The sequence below is a fragment of the Methylocystis borbori genome (assembly GCF_036576025.1).
Classification (GTDB): domain Bacteria; phylum Pseudomonadota; class Alphaproteobacteria; order Rhizobiales; family Beijerinckiaceae; genus Methylocystis; species Methylocystis borbori.
In genome coordinates, this window is sequence record NZ_JAZHYN010000005.1 from 12,196 (window position 1) to 27,128 (window position 14,933).

The 14,933-nt window shown below is 65.2% G+C and carries 15 protein-coding genes; 8 read left to right on the forward strand and 7 right to left on the reverse strand.

From position 1 onward, the window contains the following. Nucleotides 1-182 precede the first annotated feature (182 nt). The 3 genes from V3H18_RS02625 to lptG form a co-directional block, all read right to left on the reverse strand. Nucleotides 183-989 (reverse strand): DsbA family protein, encoded by an 807-nt coding sequence (locus V3H18_RS02625; RefSeq protein ID WP_332080328.1) that lies wholly within the window; start codon nucleotides 987-989, stop codon nucleotides 183-185. 79 nt (nucleotides 990-1,068) lie between these two features. After that, complete coding sequence (locus V3H18_RS02630; protein WP_332080329.1) at nucleotides 1,069-3,651, reverse strand: LPS-assembly protein LptD; 2,583 nt, start codon at nucleotides 3,649-3,651, stop codon at nucleotides 1,069-1,071. Then, nucleotides 3,651-4,736, reverse strand: a complete 1,086-nt coding sequence (gene lptG, locus V3H18_RS02635; protein ID WP_332080330.1) for an LPS export ABC transporter permease LptG — start codon at nucleotides 4,734-4,736, stop codon at nucleotides 3,651-3,653. Before lptG ends, V3H18_RS02630 begins: the two co-directional genes overlap by 1 nt. 454 nt (nucleotides 4,737-5,190) lie before the next feature. Here lptG and V3H18_RS02640 point away from each other — a divergent pair, with 454 nt between their 5' ends. The 3 genes from V3H18_RS02640 to V3H18_RS02650 all read left to right on the forward strand — a co-directional run bounded on the left by V3H18_RS02640 (nucleotide 5,191) and on the right by V3H18_RS02650 (nucleotide 7,757). Next, nucleotides 5,191-6,753, forward strand: a complete 1,563-nt coding sequence (locus tag V3H18_RS02640) for a leucyl aminopeptidase (RefSeq protein WP_332080331.1) — start codon at nucleotides 5,191-5,193, stop codon at nucleotides 6,751-6,753. Nucleotides 6,754-7,002: 249 nt separating this feature from the next. Beyond that, nucleotides 7,003-7,398, forward strand: a complete 396-nt coding sequence (locus V3H18_RS02645) for a DUF4383 domain-containing protein (RefSeq protein ID WP_332080332.1) — start codon at nucleotides 7,003-7,005, stop codon at nucleotides 7,396-7,398. Between the two features lie 56 nt (nucleotides 7,399-7,454). Further along, nucleotides 7,455-7,757 carry a BON domain-containing protein gene (locus tag V3H18_RS02650; protein ID WP_332080333.1) on the forward strand — a complete coding sequence of 101 codons (303 nt, stop codon included), beginning with the start codon at nucleotides 7,455-7,457 and terminating at the stop codon, nucleotides 7,755-7,757. A 9-nt stretch (nucleotides 7,758-7,766) separates the two neighbouring features. Here the strand turns inward: V3H18_RS02650 and V3H18_RS02655 are convergent, their stop codons facing one another. The 4 genes from V3H18_RS02655 to V3H18_RS02670 are packed head-to-tail and all read right to left on the reverse strand — an operon-like array spanning nucleotide 7,767 to nucleotide 10,512. Continuing rightward, a complete protein-coding gene (locus V3H18_RS02655; RefSeq protein WP_332080334.1) occupies nucleotides 7,767-8,708 on the reverse strand; it encodes an FAD-dependent monooxygenase in 942 nt (313 codons plus the stop codon). Then, complete coding sequence (locus V3H18_RS02660; RefSeq protein ID WP_332080335.1) at nucleotides 8,662-9,390, reverse strand: FAD-dependent monooxygenase; 729 nt, start codon at nucleotides 9,388-9,390, stop codon at nucleotides 8,662-8,664. The genes V3H18_RS02655 and V3H18_RS02660 overlap by 47 nt, the downstream gene beginning before the upstream one ends. Nucleotides 9,391-9,427: 37 nt before the next feature. Then, nucleotides 9,428-9,928 (reverse strand): hypothetical protein, encoded by a 501-nt coding sequence (locus V3H18_RS02665; RefSeq protein WP_332080336.1) that lies wholly within the window; start codon nucleotides 9,926-9,928, stop codon nucleotides 9,428-9,430. Beyond that, nucleotides 9,925-10,512, reverse strand: coding sequence for a TetR/AcrR family transcriptional regulator (locus tag V3H18_RS02670; RefSeq protein ID WP_332080337.1), 588 nt, complete (start codon nucleotides 10,510-10,512; stop codon nucleotides 9,925-9,927). Before V3H18_RS02670 ends, V3H18_RS02665 begins: the two co-directional genes overlap by 4 nt. Nucleotides 10,513-10,801: 289 nt before the next feature. Between V3H18_RS02670 and V3H18_RS02675 the strand changes: the two genes are divergently transcribed. The 5 genes from V3H18_RS02675 to V3H18_RS02695 all read left to right on the forward strand — a co-directional run bounded on the left by V3H18_RS02675 (nucleotide 10,802) and on the right by V3H18_RS02695 (nucleotide 14,927). Next, nucleotides 10,802-11,281, forward strand: coding sequence for a DNA polymerase III subunit chi (locus tag V3H18_RS02675; RefSeq protein WP_332080338.1), 480 nt, complete (start codon nucleotides 10,802-10,804; stop codon nucleotides 11,279-11,281). Next, on the forward strand, nucleotides 11,248-11,982 hold the full coding sequence (locus tag V3H18_RS02680; RefSeq protein WP_332080339.1) for a class I SAM-dependent methyltransferase: 735 nt from the start codon (nucleotides 11,248-11,250) through the stop codon (nucleotides 11,980-11,982). Before V3H18_RS02675 ends, V3H18_RS02680 begins: the two co-directional genes overlap by 34 nt. Further along, nucleotides 11,979-13,034 carry an ABC transporter ATP-binding protein gene (locus tag V3H18_RS02685; protein ID WP_332080340.1) on the forward strand — a complete coding sequence of 352 codons (1,056 nt, stop codon included), beginning with the start codon at nucleotides 11,979-11,981 and terminating at the stop codon, nucleotides 13,032-13,034. Before V3H18_RS02680 ends, V3H18_RS02685 begins: the two co-directional genes overlap by 4 nt. 172 nt (nucleotides 13,035-13,206) lie before the next feature. Next, nucleotides 13,207-14,121 carry an ABC transporter permease gene (locus V3H18_RS02690; protein WP_332080341.1) on the forward strand — a complete coding sequence of 305 codons (915 nt, stop codon included), beginning with the start codon at nucleotides 13,207-13,209 and terminating at the stop codon, nucleotides 14,119-14,121. Further along, on the forward strand, nucleotides 14,118-14,927 hold the full coding sequence (locus V3H18_RS02695) for an ABC transporter permease (protein ID WP_332080342.1): 810 nt from the start codon (nucleotides 14,118-14,120) through the stop codon (nucleotides 14,925-14,927). Before V3H18_RS02690 ends, V3H18_RS02695 begins: the two co-directional genes overlap by 4 nt. Nucleotides 14,928-14,933: the final 6 nt, after the last annotated feature.

Below are 14,933 nucleotides of genomic sequence, written 5' to 3' on the forward strand. Positions count from 1 at the left end.
CTTAGCCTTATTGCGGCCGCAAAGAAAGCCCGGCGCGAATGCGCCGCCCACGGCAGAACGCCGCTCGCGCGGAAGGCGGAAAGCCTCATCGCTTGCGGGCGTCGACGCCGGTCTTGGACGGCGCCGGGGCGCCTGGCAAGGAGATCGTCGACTCTTCGGAAACCTGAGTTCGGCCGAAAGAGTTAACAGACCGACTTGCCGCATTTGCGGACGTTGTCGACCTTGGTTTTGAGTTGGGCGTAGGGCAGGCCGCCGACGATCGCCTCCTGGCCGATGACCCAGGACGGCGTGCCGTCGAACCGCAACTGGTCGGCCAGCGTCGCGACTTCCTTCAGCGCGGCTTGCGTCTCCGGCTTCGCCGCATCCTTTTCGAGTCGCGCCATATCCGCCCCGACGTCCTTGGCGGCGGCCAGCGCCTGCGCCTTGCCGATATGCCCGCGCGTCGACAGAAGCTTGCGATGGAAGTCCCAGAATTTCTTGCTGTCGAGCTGCATGCGCGCGGCCGTCGCGAGCTTCGCGACCTCGACGGAGTCGGGGCCGAGAATCGGGAAGTCCTTGAGCACGACCCTGAGCTTGGGATCGGATTCGATCAGCTTGGCGATGGCGTCGAGCGACTGCTTGCAGTAGCCGCAGTTGTAATCGAAGAATTCGACGAGGGTCACGTCGCCATCGGGATTGCCGACGACCGCCTGATTCGCCGAGTGGAGAATCTTCTCCGCATGGGCGTTGACCGCCTTCTCGCGCGTCGCGGCTTCGGCCACTTTTTGACGCTTCTCCAATTCCTCGATCGCTTCCTTGATCACGTCAGGATTGGAGAGAAGATAGTCGTGGACGATCTTCTCGATATCGGTCTTTTGCGCAGCCGAGAAGTCGGTCGACGCGCGGGCGGGCGGCGCGCCCGCGAAAGACAGCGCCAGGGCGCAGGCCAGCGCGATCGCGGCCGCGCGCATCGGCGCCGCGAGACGGGAAGGGAAGGGGGCAAAGCGCATTCTTTTCTCCTTGTCGCGCGAGGCGCGTCGTTGAGGCGTCCACTCTATACGGGCGCGGGCGCGCCTGCAGCCGACTCTGTCACCAACGGGTGGTCGTCGTTTGGGAGGTCACGCCGTCGTTCACCAGCACGGAGCCGATGCCGTAATTGAATTTCGCCTCGCCGAGCGTGCGCAGCTGCAGCGTCACCATCACGGTCTGGTTGCGCGCGGGCAGGCCGGTAAGCGACTGAGGCTGATAGATTTGCGAATAATTGATCGAGAGCGTGGTGCATTCGTCGTGATAGCCAAAGCCCCCGCCGAGCGTCGCGATGGAGAATACCGGCGCCGTGCCGACGAGATTGACGCCGGTGAGCAGCGTGTTCAAGGCGAAAGTCTGCGGGTTGGTGAGCGAATTATAGAGATAGCGGCTCATGTCGAAAGTGACCGTGCCGGTCATGAAGTAGTTTTTCGTAAGATTGTATCGGCCCGTCGCCGACATGCCCTGGCGGCGCATGTCGAAGCCGATGGCCTGTTGCGAGGCGTAATTGGCGTATTGAACCTCGAGCCAGAGGGGATCGAGATTCAATGAGGCGAAGACGTCGAGCCGCCGCGCGCGCAGATTGTCCTTGTCGAAGCGGCCCTTGCCGACGAAGCTGAGGAAGGAGGTGGGCGCGAAGGCGAAGCGCCCGACAATGTCCGAGGTGCGCGAATTGAGGCCGGAGTTGAGGCCGACATTGGCGGCGTCCGCCTGCGCATAGGAATTCGCGCCGGCGAGCTGGCTGGATTGGCCGATCATGGTGTTGATAAAGCCGCCATTGGGGAGCGTCAGGGTCGCCTGGCCGCCATAGTTGATGCGCGTGCCGGTCTCGAATCTGTCGTAGCCCGAGAACTTGCTCCACTCGAACAAGGTCGAATCGTCGAAGACGAGGCTCTGCGCGTCCATATTGACGAGCGAGGGGATCGACGTCTGATTGGGACGCGCGACGAGCTGCGCGATGGGCTCGACGACGATGTCGCCGACGAGGCTGCGCGCAAGGATCGGATAGCGCCATTCGACGCCGACCCCCGGCGTCGCCTGGCCGCGGAAGCGGTTGTCGGCGCCGTCGAAAAACTGGCCCTGCGCGGCGTTGGGAATGGGCTGCCAGGCTTGATTGTAGATCGGATACAGGCCCTGGCGGTCGTAATCGAGATAGCTGCCGACGAAGCGCGCGAAGGCGAAAGGCGTCCAGACGCCGCCGATGGGATCGATGGCCTTGCGTTTCCAGGCGCCGCTGATCGTCGCGTGCTGATAGTCGCCGCCGACGCCGCGGAGCAGGCAGCGGCTGCGCTGCGGGACCACGTCGCGCGCATAGAGCTGGCAGACGTTATAGAGGCCATAGACGCTGTCGAGCGTGCGCGGATTGATCGATTCGTAATTGGCGACGTCGGCCGAGGTGCTCGTGACATTGGCGTCGAGTTCGACCTGTCCGCCGACTCCCGCCGTTCGCGCCGGATCGATGTCGAAGACGCGGTTATAATCGATCACCGGATGGACGAGCGGCTGCTGCGCCTGCACGTCGTTGGGCGAAAGCACCTGGAAATAATAGCCGCGCATGTCGAAATAGCTGCGCGGTCCCTGGCCGGTCAGATAGATCGTCGAGGACATTTCGCGGAAGAAATAGTTCTGCAGCAGAAAATTATATTGCTTGTAGTCCTGCAGAAAGAAGCGATCCGAAAGCGCGGTCACGTCCCAGCCGGCCCGCCAGCGGTTGTTGAGCCAGAAATCGCCATAGCTCTGAACCGCGCCGCGCCATCTCCGGTCGCCCGCGCCAAGCGGGGCGGCGGCGAAGGCGCCCGGATTGCCCACATGGGTGCCTTCGGCGCGGATCGTATAGCCGCCATTGTCGAAGCGCTGGCGGAACTCGGCCGCGACGAAGGGACCTTGCTGCGTGAAGAAGGTCGGCGTGATCGTGAGATCATAGTCCGGCGCGAGCGCCCAGAAATAGGGGACGCCGAAGCCGGCGCCGAGCTGCGAGCGATAGGCGAAGACCGGCGACAGGAAGCCGCTCTTGCGTTTCACCGAGGGATCCGGCGAGGACCAGAAGGGCACATAGGCGACGGGCACGCCGAGCAATTCGAGCGAGGCGTCCTCGTAATAGATCATCTTCTCCACATTATCGTGGATGATCCGCTTCGCGTGGACTTGCCAGGTGCGCGGCTTCGACGGGTCGTCCTGACAGGCCTCGCAGGCCGTGTAGGAGCCCATGTCGAAGGTCGTCGTGTCGCCGGCGCGTTCGGCGCGCGGCGCGGTGAAATAGGTGTTCTGCGTGGTGTCGACCTGCAGGCTGTCGATGAAGCCCGTCTTGAAATCGTCGGTGAGGTCGAAGCGGTCGGCGCGCGCGACGGTGCCGTCCTTTTCCGTCAGCTTGGCGTGGCCCTCGGCGTAAACGCGCGAAGTGTTGCGGTCGTAGATGACGCGGTCGGCTTCGAGCAGGCGCCCCTTGTAGTAGATTTGCACGTTCCCGCGCGCGGAGACGGTGTTCTTCTTCTCGTCGTAGACGAGCTCTTTCGCCTCGACGACCATGCGCGGGTTATCGCCGCCGGCGGGCGGAGCGGCCGCGGCCGGAAAAGCGCCGAGCGCCGTCAGAGCGAGAAGAAGCGCGGCTGCGGGTAGGGAGGGCGCGGAGGGGCGGGTGAGCGTCATCAGCCGTCCTCCGAATACAGTAGCGTTAGCGTGCCCAACATGCTCCCGACAAGCGCAGGCGACCATGCGGCCACAACCGGGCTGATCATGCCCGCGCCGCCGAGATCCGACAGGACTTTCGTGACGATATAAAGCACGAAGCCTGCGGCCACGCCACCGGAAAGGGTCTTGGCGACGCCGCCAAATCGAAAGAATCTTAACGAAAAGGAAGCGGCCACGAGCACCATGGCGACGAGCAGCAGCGGCCGCGCCAAAAGCGTCTGGAATTGCAGGCGGTAGCCTGTCGCGTCGAGGCCGGCTTCGCTCGTGCGGGCGGTCATCTCCGGCAGGTCCCAGAAGGGCGTGCCCTGCGGGGGCGTCGTCGCCGCGGCGGCCTGTTCCGGCGTCAGCTCGGTCGCGAGCATATAGGAGCTGACCTTGCGGGCCGGCTCGCCCGGCGCGCTCACCTGCGCGTCCTTCAATACCCAGACGCCCGGCTCCAGTTGCGCTTTCTTGGCCTCGATCCGCTCGAGAAAGCCGCCCTCGCGCCCATAGACATGGACGCTGACCTCGGAAAGCTCCGTCCCCCCGTTCGCGGAGCCCATGGCGTGCATGACGGCGAGGCCGTCGACGCCATGCTGGCGGAGCCAAACGCCCTTATCGATGCGCAGGCTGCCGGGCACGCCGAAAAGTTCGAGCTCCATCTGGTCGGAGCGCATCTTCATCGAGGCGGAGAGGGGATTATAGATCGCGACCGACACGATGCCGATGATGAGAGCGGCGAGCGCCGGCGGCGCGACGAATTGCCAGACCGACATGCCGGCGGCGCGGGCGACGATCAGTTCGAGCTTGCGCGTGAGGTCGACGAAAGTCGCCATCGAGCCGAAGAGCACGGCGAAGGGCAGGATCATCTCGGCGGCGGCCGGAACCTTCATCGCCGTCATCAAGGCGACGAGGCCGGCTCCGGCCTGCTGATTGTCGCTCGAGCGCCGCAGCATCTCGACGAAAACGACGACGAACATCAGGCAGAAGATGGTGAAAAAAATTGCCAGGATCGTGCGCGTGAACCGCAGCGCGAAATAGCGCGTGATCGTGGCCCCGATCATGGCTGCGGTCGCTCCCCCTCGTTCCTATCGGGCGCCGCGCACATCCGCGGCCGATCAAGCTTCTCTTCTAAAGGATGGCTAGACGCTCGCCGCCTGGCGCGCAAGCGTCGCATGGTCCCCGAGGCCGTCCGCAACGCATTCATTTTGCGGCCGTTGCTTTTGCGCCACGGGGCGTTTTGTGAGGGCAGATCGCGGCGATTTGGCGGCGGCGGGGAAGGAGCCGGAACCGCTCCAAAAAAGCCGGCCGGTCGATTGACCGCCGCCCCCGCGCGGAAGATAGTGCGCGCAACGCCCCGCGAGACCGCGCGCCGCCGGCCCAATCCCTGCATATTCGGTCGCGTTTTTGCGCCGATCCGGCCTCCCTCGCGCGTGCGCGCCAAGAGACCTATGTCTCAAGAAACCAATGTCCCACGGGACCCAATGTCCCGAGAGACCCACCGCCCAAGAGGCCCTGATGCTTTCCCACGCCAAATTCGAACTCGCGACTTTTCATGACGCGGAAGCGCTGCTGCGCCAGCCCGAGGACCCCGCCCAACCGCGCACCATGGTGGTTTTCGTCGGCCGCGATCTGGCGATGGGCGGCAGCGCCAGCGCCTTCCTGAAAGACGCCGCGAGCCATATTTCCCGCGCCGCGACGGCGGCGAAATTCAAGGGGAAGGCCGGCTCTTCGCTCGAAATTCTCGCCGCGCCGGGCGTCCCCGCGACCCGGCTCATCCTCATGGGCGTCGGCGCGGCCGGCGGCGACGAGCCGGATGGCGAGGGCGGCGAGCCGGCCAAGCCTTTCGAGGATTTCGTCGCGCTCGGCGGCCAGACGGCCGGAAAGATCGGAGCCGGCGCGCGCGCCATCGCGGTCTTCGATATGCCCGAAGGCGTTGCGGCGACCCCTGAGGCGGCGGCGCAATTCGCCCTCGGCGGCTGGCTGCGCGCCTATAAATTCGATCATTACAAGACCAAGAAAAAGGACGAGGCGGACCGAGAGGGCCCCGCGGAAGTTCTCCTGGCGACCTTCGACCTCGATGGCGCGAAAACCGCCATCGCGGACGCCGCCTCGCTTGCCGAGGCGGTGATCCTGGCGCGCACGCTCGTCAACGAGCCGGCCAATGTGCTGACCCCGGCCGAATTCGCCGGCCGCGCGGCGGAGCTGATGAAACTGGGCGTCGAGGTCGAAATCCTCGACGAAAAGGCCATGGCCGAACTCGGCATGCGCGCACTGCTGGGCGTCGGCCAGGGCTCGGAGGCGGAGAGCCGCCTTGTGGTCTTGCGCTGGAACGGCGGCGCCGAGGGCGTCGCGCCCCTCGCTTTTGTGGGCAAGGGCGTCGTTTTTGACTCCGGCGGCATTTCCATTAAGCCCGCCGCCTCGATGGAGGATATGAAGGGCGATATGGCGGGCGCGGCCGCCGTCACCGGCGCGATGCATGCGATAGCCGCGCGCAAGGCCAAGGCCAATGTCGTTGGCGTTCTCGGCCTCGTCGAGAACATGCCGGACGGCAAGGCCCAGCGCCCCGGCGACATCGTGAAGTCGATGTCCGGCCAGACGATCGAGATCGTCAACACCGATGCGGAAGGGCGCCTCGTGCTCGCCGACGCGCTCACCTATGTCATCGAGAAATACAAGCCGACGGCGGTCGTCGATCTCGCGACGCTGACCGGGGCCATCCTGGTCGCGCTCGGCCAGGAATATTGCGGGCTTTTTTCGAACAATGACGAACTCGCCGATCGCTTGACCAAGTCGGGCAATCACATCGGCGAGAAGCTTTGGCGCATGCCCATGGGCCACGCCTATGACAAGCTGATCGACTCGAAATTCGCCGATATGAAGAACACCGGCGGACGCCATGCGGGCTCGATCACCGCTGCGCATTTCCTGCAACGCTTCGTCGGCAAGACGCACTGGGCGCATCTTGACATCGCCGGGACGGGGATGGGTTCGCCGACGAGCGACACCAATCAGAGCTGGGGCGCGGGCTGGGGCGTGCGGCTGCTCGACCGGCTGGTGCGCGACTATTATGAGGCGTGATCGGCTGGAGCGGGATGGTTTCGCGACGTTGCTTCAATAAAGCTTTTTTGTTCCCGAGTCCTTCTTAAGAAGAGCTTGAACGCTTCAGCTTGAGATATGAAAATACAAATGCGCGCGGGAGCTTTTTACGCTCCAGCGCGCATTTTTATTTGAAACGCCGGACCCTTGTCCCACTTAGCCGGAATGACGCGGCGGGGGAGGCGATCCGGCCCCCTCCGTCGCCCTTTCCATCGATGAAAGGAGCGCATCATGATCGACAGACATTGGAACGCCGGCTATCTCGCGACGGTCTTCGGGGCGATCTTCGTGGCCATCGGCGTTCTCGGCTTCATTCCAAACCCGATCCTGTCCGACAACGGCTATTTCCTGGTCAATACGGCGCATAACCTCGGGCATATGCTCGTCGGCGCGATCCTGCTCGCGAGCCCCTATTTTGGCGCGCCGGCGATGACGATCCGCGTCATCGCGATTTTTTACGCGGCGCTCGCGATTCTCGGCTTCATCGCCCCCGAGTCGCTGACGATGGGCGGGCTCGTCGCGGTGAATTACGCCGACAACTGGCTCCATGCCGCCCTGGCCGCCGCTCTTTTGTTCGTCGGCTTCGTCAAGCCCGCGGAGCGGCCCGTTACGACGGCCCATATGTGACCAAAGGGAGGAAAGCGCGTCCCGGCTCCGCGCCGGGGCGCGCGAGCGAGGCGAATATGGGGCAGATCACGAAACTCTTCCTGCGCGCCGCCGTGCGCGAAGCGTTGGAAAGCGGCGCGGTCGGCGACGCGCATGCGATCTCCGTGGAGATCGAGGGCGACGAGCTCGTGCTGACGGGCGTCGTCTATTCGCCGGCGGATATCGCGGGAGCCCACGCCGCCGCGAGCGCCTGCGGATGCGCCAGAATTAGAAACGAATTGACGCTGGCGGCCGTCTGGGAGGGGCCGGTCGACGCCGTTTATGAGGCCGGCGTCGAATCCTTTCCCGCGAGCGATCCGCCCGCGTGGGCGTCCCGCTAAACTCCTGCTTCAGGCGTCGCCAGACGCTGGTTCTCGCGCGCGACCCGCGTGGATTTCCGAGTTCTCTTGCCGCCGCAGCATGCGATCGAGATAGCGGTTGAGCGTGGTGAGTTCACTCCCATTGCCTCGCGCGGCGATCACCTGATCCGGACGGATCAGAACCCAACCGGGGCCCCGCTGACGGTAACGCGCCCGGACTTGCTTGTCGGGGTCATCCTCTGGCGTGAGGCGGAGAATGGCGAGGCGCTCCCCGGTCAGCTCGATCAATTCCGTTGTGTCGATCGGCGATCCGGCGTCCTCGAAGAGAAGCAGAGTATGACGCGCCGGGCCGAGGAGCGGCCAGAGAGGCTGCGTCTTCCCCTCGATGGTAAGGCTTGCGTCGCGCGCCCGCGCGCCCACGTCAGTGCGATGGGGATTGCGCGGCGGCGCGCCGAGCGCGACAAGCGGGCCATGTCGATAGACGATCTCCGTCTCCGACAATTCGATCTGGAGCCGCTTCTGCACGAGGGGCAGATTGCCGAAGATCGTGACGGCGAGGTCTTTGAGGATGCGCGTCGCGGCGCCCGAGCTGAAGGCGAGATGCACCTTCTGCCCGGCGGCCTTGACCACATCGCGCGCGATCGCGCGCCGCTCCGGCTCATAACTGTCGAGCAGGAGATTGGGATCGCCGATCCCGCGCAGCGCATGCGCGAGCTTCCAGCCGAGATTGACGGCGTCCTGAATGCCGGTGTTCATGCCCTGTCCGCCCGCGGGGCTGTGCACATGCGCCGCGTCGCCGGCAAGGAAGCAGCGCCCGACCCGATAGCGCGCGGCGACGCGTTCATTGATCCGGAACGCCGATAGCCAGCTTGGATCGCGCAAACGCATGCCGGGCGGCCCATGGCGATCCGCATGGCTTTGCAGCTCATCGAGCGTGGGCGGGTTGTCGCCGACAGAGGCGTCCTCGCGCATAGCGAAGATGCGCCAGGTGTCCTCCTCGAAAGGAAACAGGGCGACGGTCCCGCTTCGACTCCACCAGAGATAGATGTTTTTGTGATCCAACCCGCCCGTCTATGCGCACGTCGCCGAGCAAGAAGGTCTGGGGCTCGGTGGAGCCTTCGAAGGGGATGGCGAGCGCGCCTCGGACGGCGCTTCGCGCGCCGTCGCAGCCGACGAGATAGCGGGCGCGCGCCGTTTCCGTCCGCTGGTCGGCGTGGCTGAGGCTCGCCGTCACGCCATCGTCGTCCTGAGAGAGCCCGGCAAGTTCGACGCCGCGCTCGACCGTGACGCCCAAAGCCGAAAGCCGCGCATTCAGCAAACGTTCGGTCTCGGATTGGGGGATGAGCAGCGGAAATGGAAAGGGACTGTCGATGCCCTCGCCAACTTCCAGACGCGCCAGTTGTCGACCGCCGTCGCCGATGCACAGCGCATTGAGCCGCGCGCCATTTCGCAGAAACTCATCGATGACATTCATGCCCTGCATCGCTTCGAGGCTCGCGCTCCAAATCGCCAATGCCTTGGAAACGGAGCTCGGCTGCATCGCCCGATCAATGATGCGCACTGGAATCCCATAGCGACGTAATGTGATCGCGAGCGAAAGACCCGTCGGACCGGCGCCGACGATCAAGACATCCTCGATGCTTTCTTCGGTCATGATTTTTCTCTCGATGTGAAGAGTAAAAACGGCTCGGTTACGTCGTCTCCGCGTTCGCCCGTTCCCGCATGAGGGCCTCTATTCGGCCGATCTGCATATAGGAGGCGTATTCGTGGACCAAATCCGCCGGCGCGATTTCGAGCATGACGCGGTTTTCGACCCAGAATTCAAGAAGATGGAAGACGGGCGGCTTCCCAGGCGCGCCGCGGCCGAGGAACTTGGTCCGCCAACCCTCGCGCGCGCCGATGCGCTCGATCGCGGCGCGGTCGAGCGGCACCGAGATGAGCGCGTGAAAGGGGAAATAGCCCGTCGCCGGCGGCGCGGGCGTGAACGCGACCTGCGCCTCGTCCTCGCCCGGCGTCAAGGCGATCGTGTCCGGATACACCTCGATCATCGTGCCATGCGCGTCGCCGCTCATCGCCATGCGGGCGCCGGGCAAGGGACCGCTGAAAGGGAAGTCGCGGCCATTCATGAGTTCCGCGAGCACGGCGGAGACGCGGACAGGATCGCGGGCGGGAATGGAGATGTGGTGGATCATGGCTTCGCCTGCTTTTTTCCAACGCCGTCATTGGCGGATGGCGGGACCGGCGGCCCGTCGAGGCCGGAGGGATCGGATTTCAACGCTTCGATCAGCGCCCGGATGCCCCAGGACGCGACGCCCTGCGCCTCTTCCGGGTTGAAGCGGCACGTATCCATTAGCCAGCGCCAATAGGTCGGGCTCCAGAAGGAGGCGATCGCCAAGGCGCCGCGCCGCAGTTGCGTCGGCGTCAGATCGGGGAAGGCGGCGCCGATGCCGGCGACCCAGGCGCCCAGGCGATTATCTCGATCGGCGTAACGCTGTCGGTCCCAGGAGGGCTGATTCATGAGGTTCTTAAGCAACGCCCCGTATTGATCGTACAAAGGGAACAATCGCAGCGGCATTGACGGCAGTTCGGCGAGCGGCGGCAGCGGCTTGTCGAGGCCGAGGCGCGGCTTCAGCCACAAGAAGAAGGCCGCGACCAAATCATCCATCGTCGCGAAATGCGCGTAGACGGTCGGCGGCGACACCGCAGAGAGCGCGGCGATCCGGCGCAAGCTCAGGCTCTCGATGCTCTCCTTCTCCAAATAATCCTTAGCGGCCATGAGAATCCGCTCCCGGGTCATGGCCGCCTGGGCCTCGCGCAAAGGGCTTTGATAGGTGCGCTCAGCAGCATGAGGCCCAAGTCGCTTTTTATCCGCCATTTGACATTACAAATGTCATTCTAAATTTCACGTGTCAAGGTTCAATCGCCGCCGCGATTTTTTTTTGGAAATTCGCTTTCGAGGATTTTTCGGGCGAGGCGAGCGCTGCAAAAGCCCGACAGGTCTTCAACCTTGCGCGCGGTGGAGAGTTTCGCCATAGGGCGGTGGGGGGAGACCGTCCGCCAACGCCATGCCCGAGATCGCTTTCTATCATCACACGCGCGGAAGCGTTGAGCAGACGCTGCCGACGCTGCTCGAGCGTTCGCTCGCGCGCGGCTGGCGCGTTGTGGTGCAGGCGGCGAGCGCGCGGCGGGTCAAGGCGCTCGACGCGCATCTTTGGTCCTACCGTCCCGAAAGTTTCCTGCCGCATGGGACGAAAGCCGACGGCGCGCCGGAGACGCAGCCCGTCTATCTCACCTGCGAAGAAGATAACCCTAATCGCGCCGACGTGCGCTTCTTCGTCGAGCGCGCGCGCATGGCGCCGGCGCTCGTCGGCGAAGCGGCGCCGGCTATCCGCGCGGCGCTCCTCTTCGACGGCGCGGACGACGAAGAACTCGCCGACGCGCGGGCGCAATGGAAAGAGTTGCGGGAACTTGGCTATAGCCTCGTCTATCATCAGCAGAGCGAGAGCGGCGGATGGGAAGAGAAGGCGCGGGAGCCCAAGGTTTGAGCGAGGATTTCGCGGAGCGCCGCGCGAAGGCGCGCGAGGCGCTCGACGCCATCGATCCGCATAAGCGGCCTGGCGGCGTCGAGGCCGATCCCAAACGCCGCGAATGGTTCGAGGCCGTTTACGAACGCGCCGGCGACGATCCCGCCGGCGTGCCCTGGGCCGGGCTCGCGCCGCATCCTCTGCTCGCGCAATGGCTCGCGGGCCGCTCGCTCGCGGGGCGCTCCGCGCTCGACGTCGGCTGCGGGCTGGGCGACAACGCCGAGGCCCTGGCCAAGGCCGGCGCGCGCGTGACCGCTTTCGATCTCGTCGCGCGCGCCGTGGATTGGGCGCGCAAGCGTTTTCCGGCGAGCGGCGTCGACTACCGCGTCGCCGATCTCTTCGAGGCGCCTGCCGAATGGCGCGGCGCCTTCGATCTCGTGCATGAGCTTTATACGCTGCAGGCCTTGCCCGACTCGCTTTTGCTTGAGGCCGCGCGCGCGCTCGCCGCTTTCGTCGCGCCGGGCGGCAGGCTGCTCGTTATCACGCGCGCGCGGGAAGAAGCCGAGCGGGTCGAAGGCCCTCCCTGGCCGCTGACGCGCGGACGGATCGAGGCGCTCGCGGTCGACGGATTGCGGCTCGTTTCGCTCGAGGACATTCCGCCGGGCGAGGGCTATGTGCGCCATTGGCGCGCCGAATTTGCGCGTGACGAGGCGGGCGCGTGAGCGCGCCGCTGCTCAGGGTCAGCAGTGTAAGCAAGACATTCGGCGCCGTCGTCGCGCTCGACGACGTGTCGCTCGACGTCGGCGCCGGCGAATTCTTCGCGCTGCTCGGGCCTTCGGGCTGCGGCAAGACGACGCTGATGCGCGCCATCGCCGGTTTCGAGACGCCTGATCGCGGAAGGATTTCGTTGAACGGCGACGATCTTTCCGGCGTGCCGCCGCATCGGCGGCCGGTGAATATGATGTTTCAATCCTATGCGCTGTTTCCGCATCTCAATGTCTTCGACAACATCGCCTTTGGTCTGCGCCGCAAGGGCGAAGCGAAGGAGGCTGTCGCCGCGCGAGTGGACGAGCTTTTGGAGATGACCCAGCTCGCGCCCCTCGGCGCGCGCCGCATCAACGAGCTGTCCGGCGGCCAGAAGCAGCGCGTCGCGCTGGCGCGCGCGCTCGCGCCGCGCCCGAAGCTTCTGCTGCTCGACGAGCCGCTCGGCGCGCTCGACCGCAAACTGCGCGAAGAGACGCAGTTTGCGTTGAAAGAGATTCAGCGGCTGACGCAAACGAGTTTCCTCATCGTCACCCACGATCAGGACGAAGCGCTGGCGCTCGCCGACCGCGTCGCGGTGATGCGCGCGGGCAGGGTGGAGCAGATCGCCGCGCCGATGGACATTTACGACCGGCCGGCGACGCGCTTCGTCGCCGGCTTCGTCGGCGAGACCAATTTCATCGAGGGGCGTCTGGAGCGCGGCGGCGCGGATGCGGCGCTCGTCACGCCGCTCGGACGCATCGCCTGCGTCGCGGATGGCTTCAGTGACGGGGCGCGCGCGACGTTGAGCGTGCGCCCGGAACGCATCGGCGTCGCGCGCGACGGGGAGGGGATCGCAGGTATTGTAGAGAATTTCGTGTTTCGCGGCGAGACGACGCTGCTGCGCGTGCGCGTCGCGCCGGATGTCGTCTTGCGCGCGGCGGCGCCGCATGGCGCGCGCTACGCGATTGGAGACGCGGTGCGATTGAGCATCGCCCTCGACGCGGGAACGTTACTCGCGGAGGAGCCATGAGCGCTTTCTTGCGCATGGCGAATGTCCTCACCCTGAGGAGGCCGCGAAGCGGCCATCTCGAAGGGCGAGGACATTCGCAATGTGACGCTGCGCCCTCGTCCTTCGAGACGCGCCTTTCAGGCGCTCCTCAGGATGAGGGCGCTTTGTGCGCCATGCGCGGGGAGGGTGGTAGATGAGCGCGCCGCGCCGGCTCTCGCTCGGCCAGCGGTTGCTGCTCGCCATTCCCTATCTTTGGATCGGCGCCTTCTTTCTCGCGCCCATGCTGCTCATCGCGAAAATTTCGCTGTCGCAGTCGGTGCTGGCGCGTCCGCCCTATCGGCCGATCTTCGAACTCTCCGACAGTCTGTCGGAAATATGGGCCAAGGCGCAAAGCTTCACGCTCGATTCCTATCGCGCGCTCATCAGCGATACGCTTTACGTCGAATCCTATCTCTCTTCGCTCGCCATCGCCGGCGTCGCGACGCTTGCGACGCTCATCGTCGCTTATCCTTTCGCGCTCGCCATGGCGCGCGCGCCGGAGCGGTGGCGGCCGATCCTGATCGGCCTCGCGGTCGCTCCTTTCTGGACCAGCTTTCTCATCCGCGTTTACGCATGGATCGCGCTGCTCAAGGACGAGGGGCTCATCAATAATGCGCTGATGGCGCTCGGCCTGATTTCTTCGCCGATAGAAATGTTCGCGACGAATGGCGCGGTCGTCGTCGGCATTGTCTATTCCTATCTGCCCTTCATGCTCTTGCCGCTTTACGCGGCGCTGGAGCGACAGGACGCGAGCCTGCGCGAGGCGGCGGCCGATCTCGGCGCCTCGCCCGCGCAAGTGTTTTTACGCGTCACCCTGCCGCTCTCGCGCGAGGGCGTCGTCGCCGGGACGCTGCTCGTCTTCATTCCGGCGGTGGGCGAATTCGTCATTCCCGATCTTCTCGGCGGCTCCGATACGCTGATGATCGGCCGCATATTGTGGAATGATTTCTTCTCCAATCACGACTGGCCGGCGGCCTCGGCGGCGGCCATCGCGCTCGTCGCTTTGCTGATGATCCCGCTGCTTTTGTGGGAGCGCGCGCGGCTGAGGCAAGAGGAGGCGGAGCGATGAGCGCCGCCGCGACAACGACGAGCGCGGCCGCGGCTTGGGCGCGCCGCGCGGTTCTCCTTGCGGGCTTCGTCTTTCTCTATGCGCCGATCGTCATTCTCGCGGTCATGAGCTTCAACGCCTCGCGGCTCGTCTCCGTCTGGGGCGGTTTCTCGATCAAATGGTATGCGGCGCTGCTCGAGAACGTGCAATTGCTGCAGTCCGCGAAGATCAGCCTCGCCGCGGCTTTTGTTTCGGCGACGCTTGCGACTCTGCTCGGCCTTCTCGCGGCGATCGCGCTCGCCCGTTTCGGCGCCTTCCGCACGCGGATGCTGTTCTTTGGCGCCGTGCATGCGCCGCTCGTTCTCCCCGAGGTGGTGTTGGGGCTCGCGCTCCTGACCTGTTTCGTCGCGCTGGGCGTCGGACGCGGCTTTGCGACGCTCGTCATCGGCCATGTCACGCTCACAATGTGTTTTACGACCGTCGCCATTCTCGCCGCGCTGCGCGACTGCGATCCGGCGCTCGAAGAAGCGGCGATGGATCTCGGCGCGACGCCGGCGGAGGCCTTTCTGCGCATCGCTCTGCCGCAGGTCGCGCCGGCGATCGCGAGCGCCTTTCTGCTCGCCTTCACGCTTTCGCTCGACGATCTCGTCATTGCGAGCTTCGCGACCGGCCCTGGCGCGACGACGCTGCCGATGCGAATCTATTCGCAGGTTCGTCTGGGCGTCTCGCCGCAGATCAACGCCATTTCGACGCTGCTGCTGGCGCTCGTCGCCCTCGCGCTGGGCCTCGCCGCCCTCATCGCGCATGGCCGCGCGCGGCGAGCCTAACGCGAC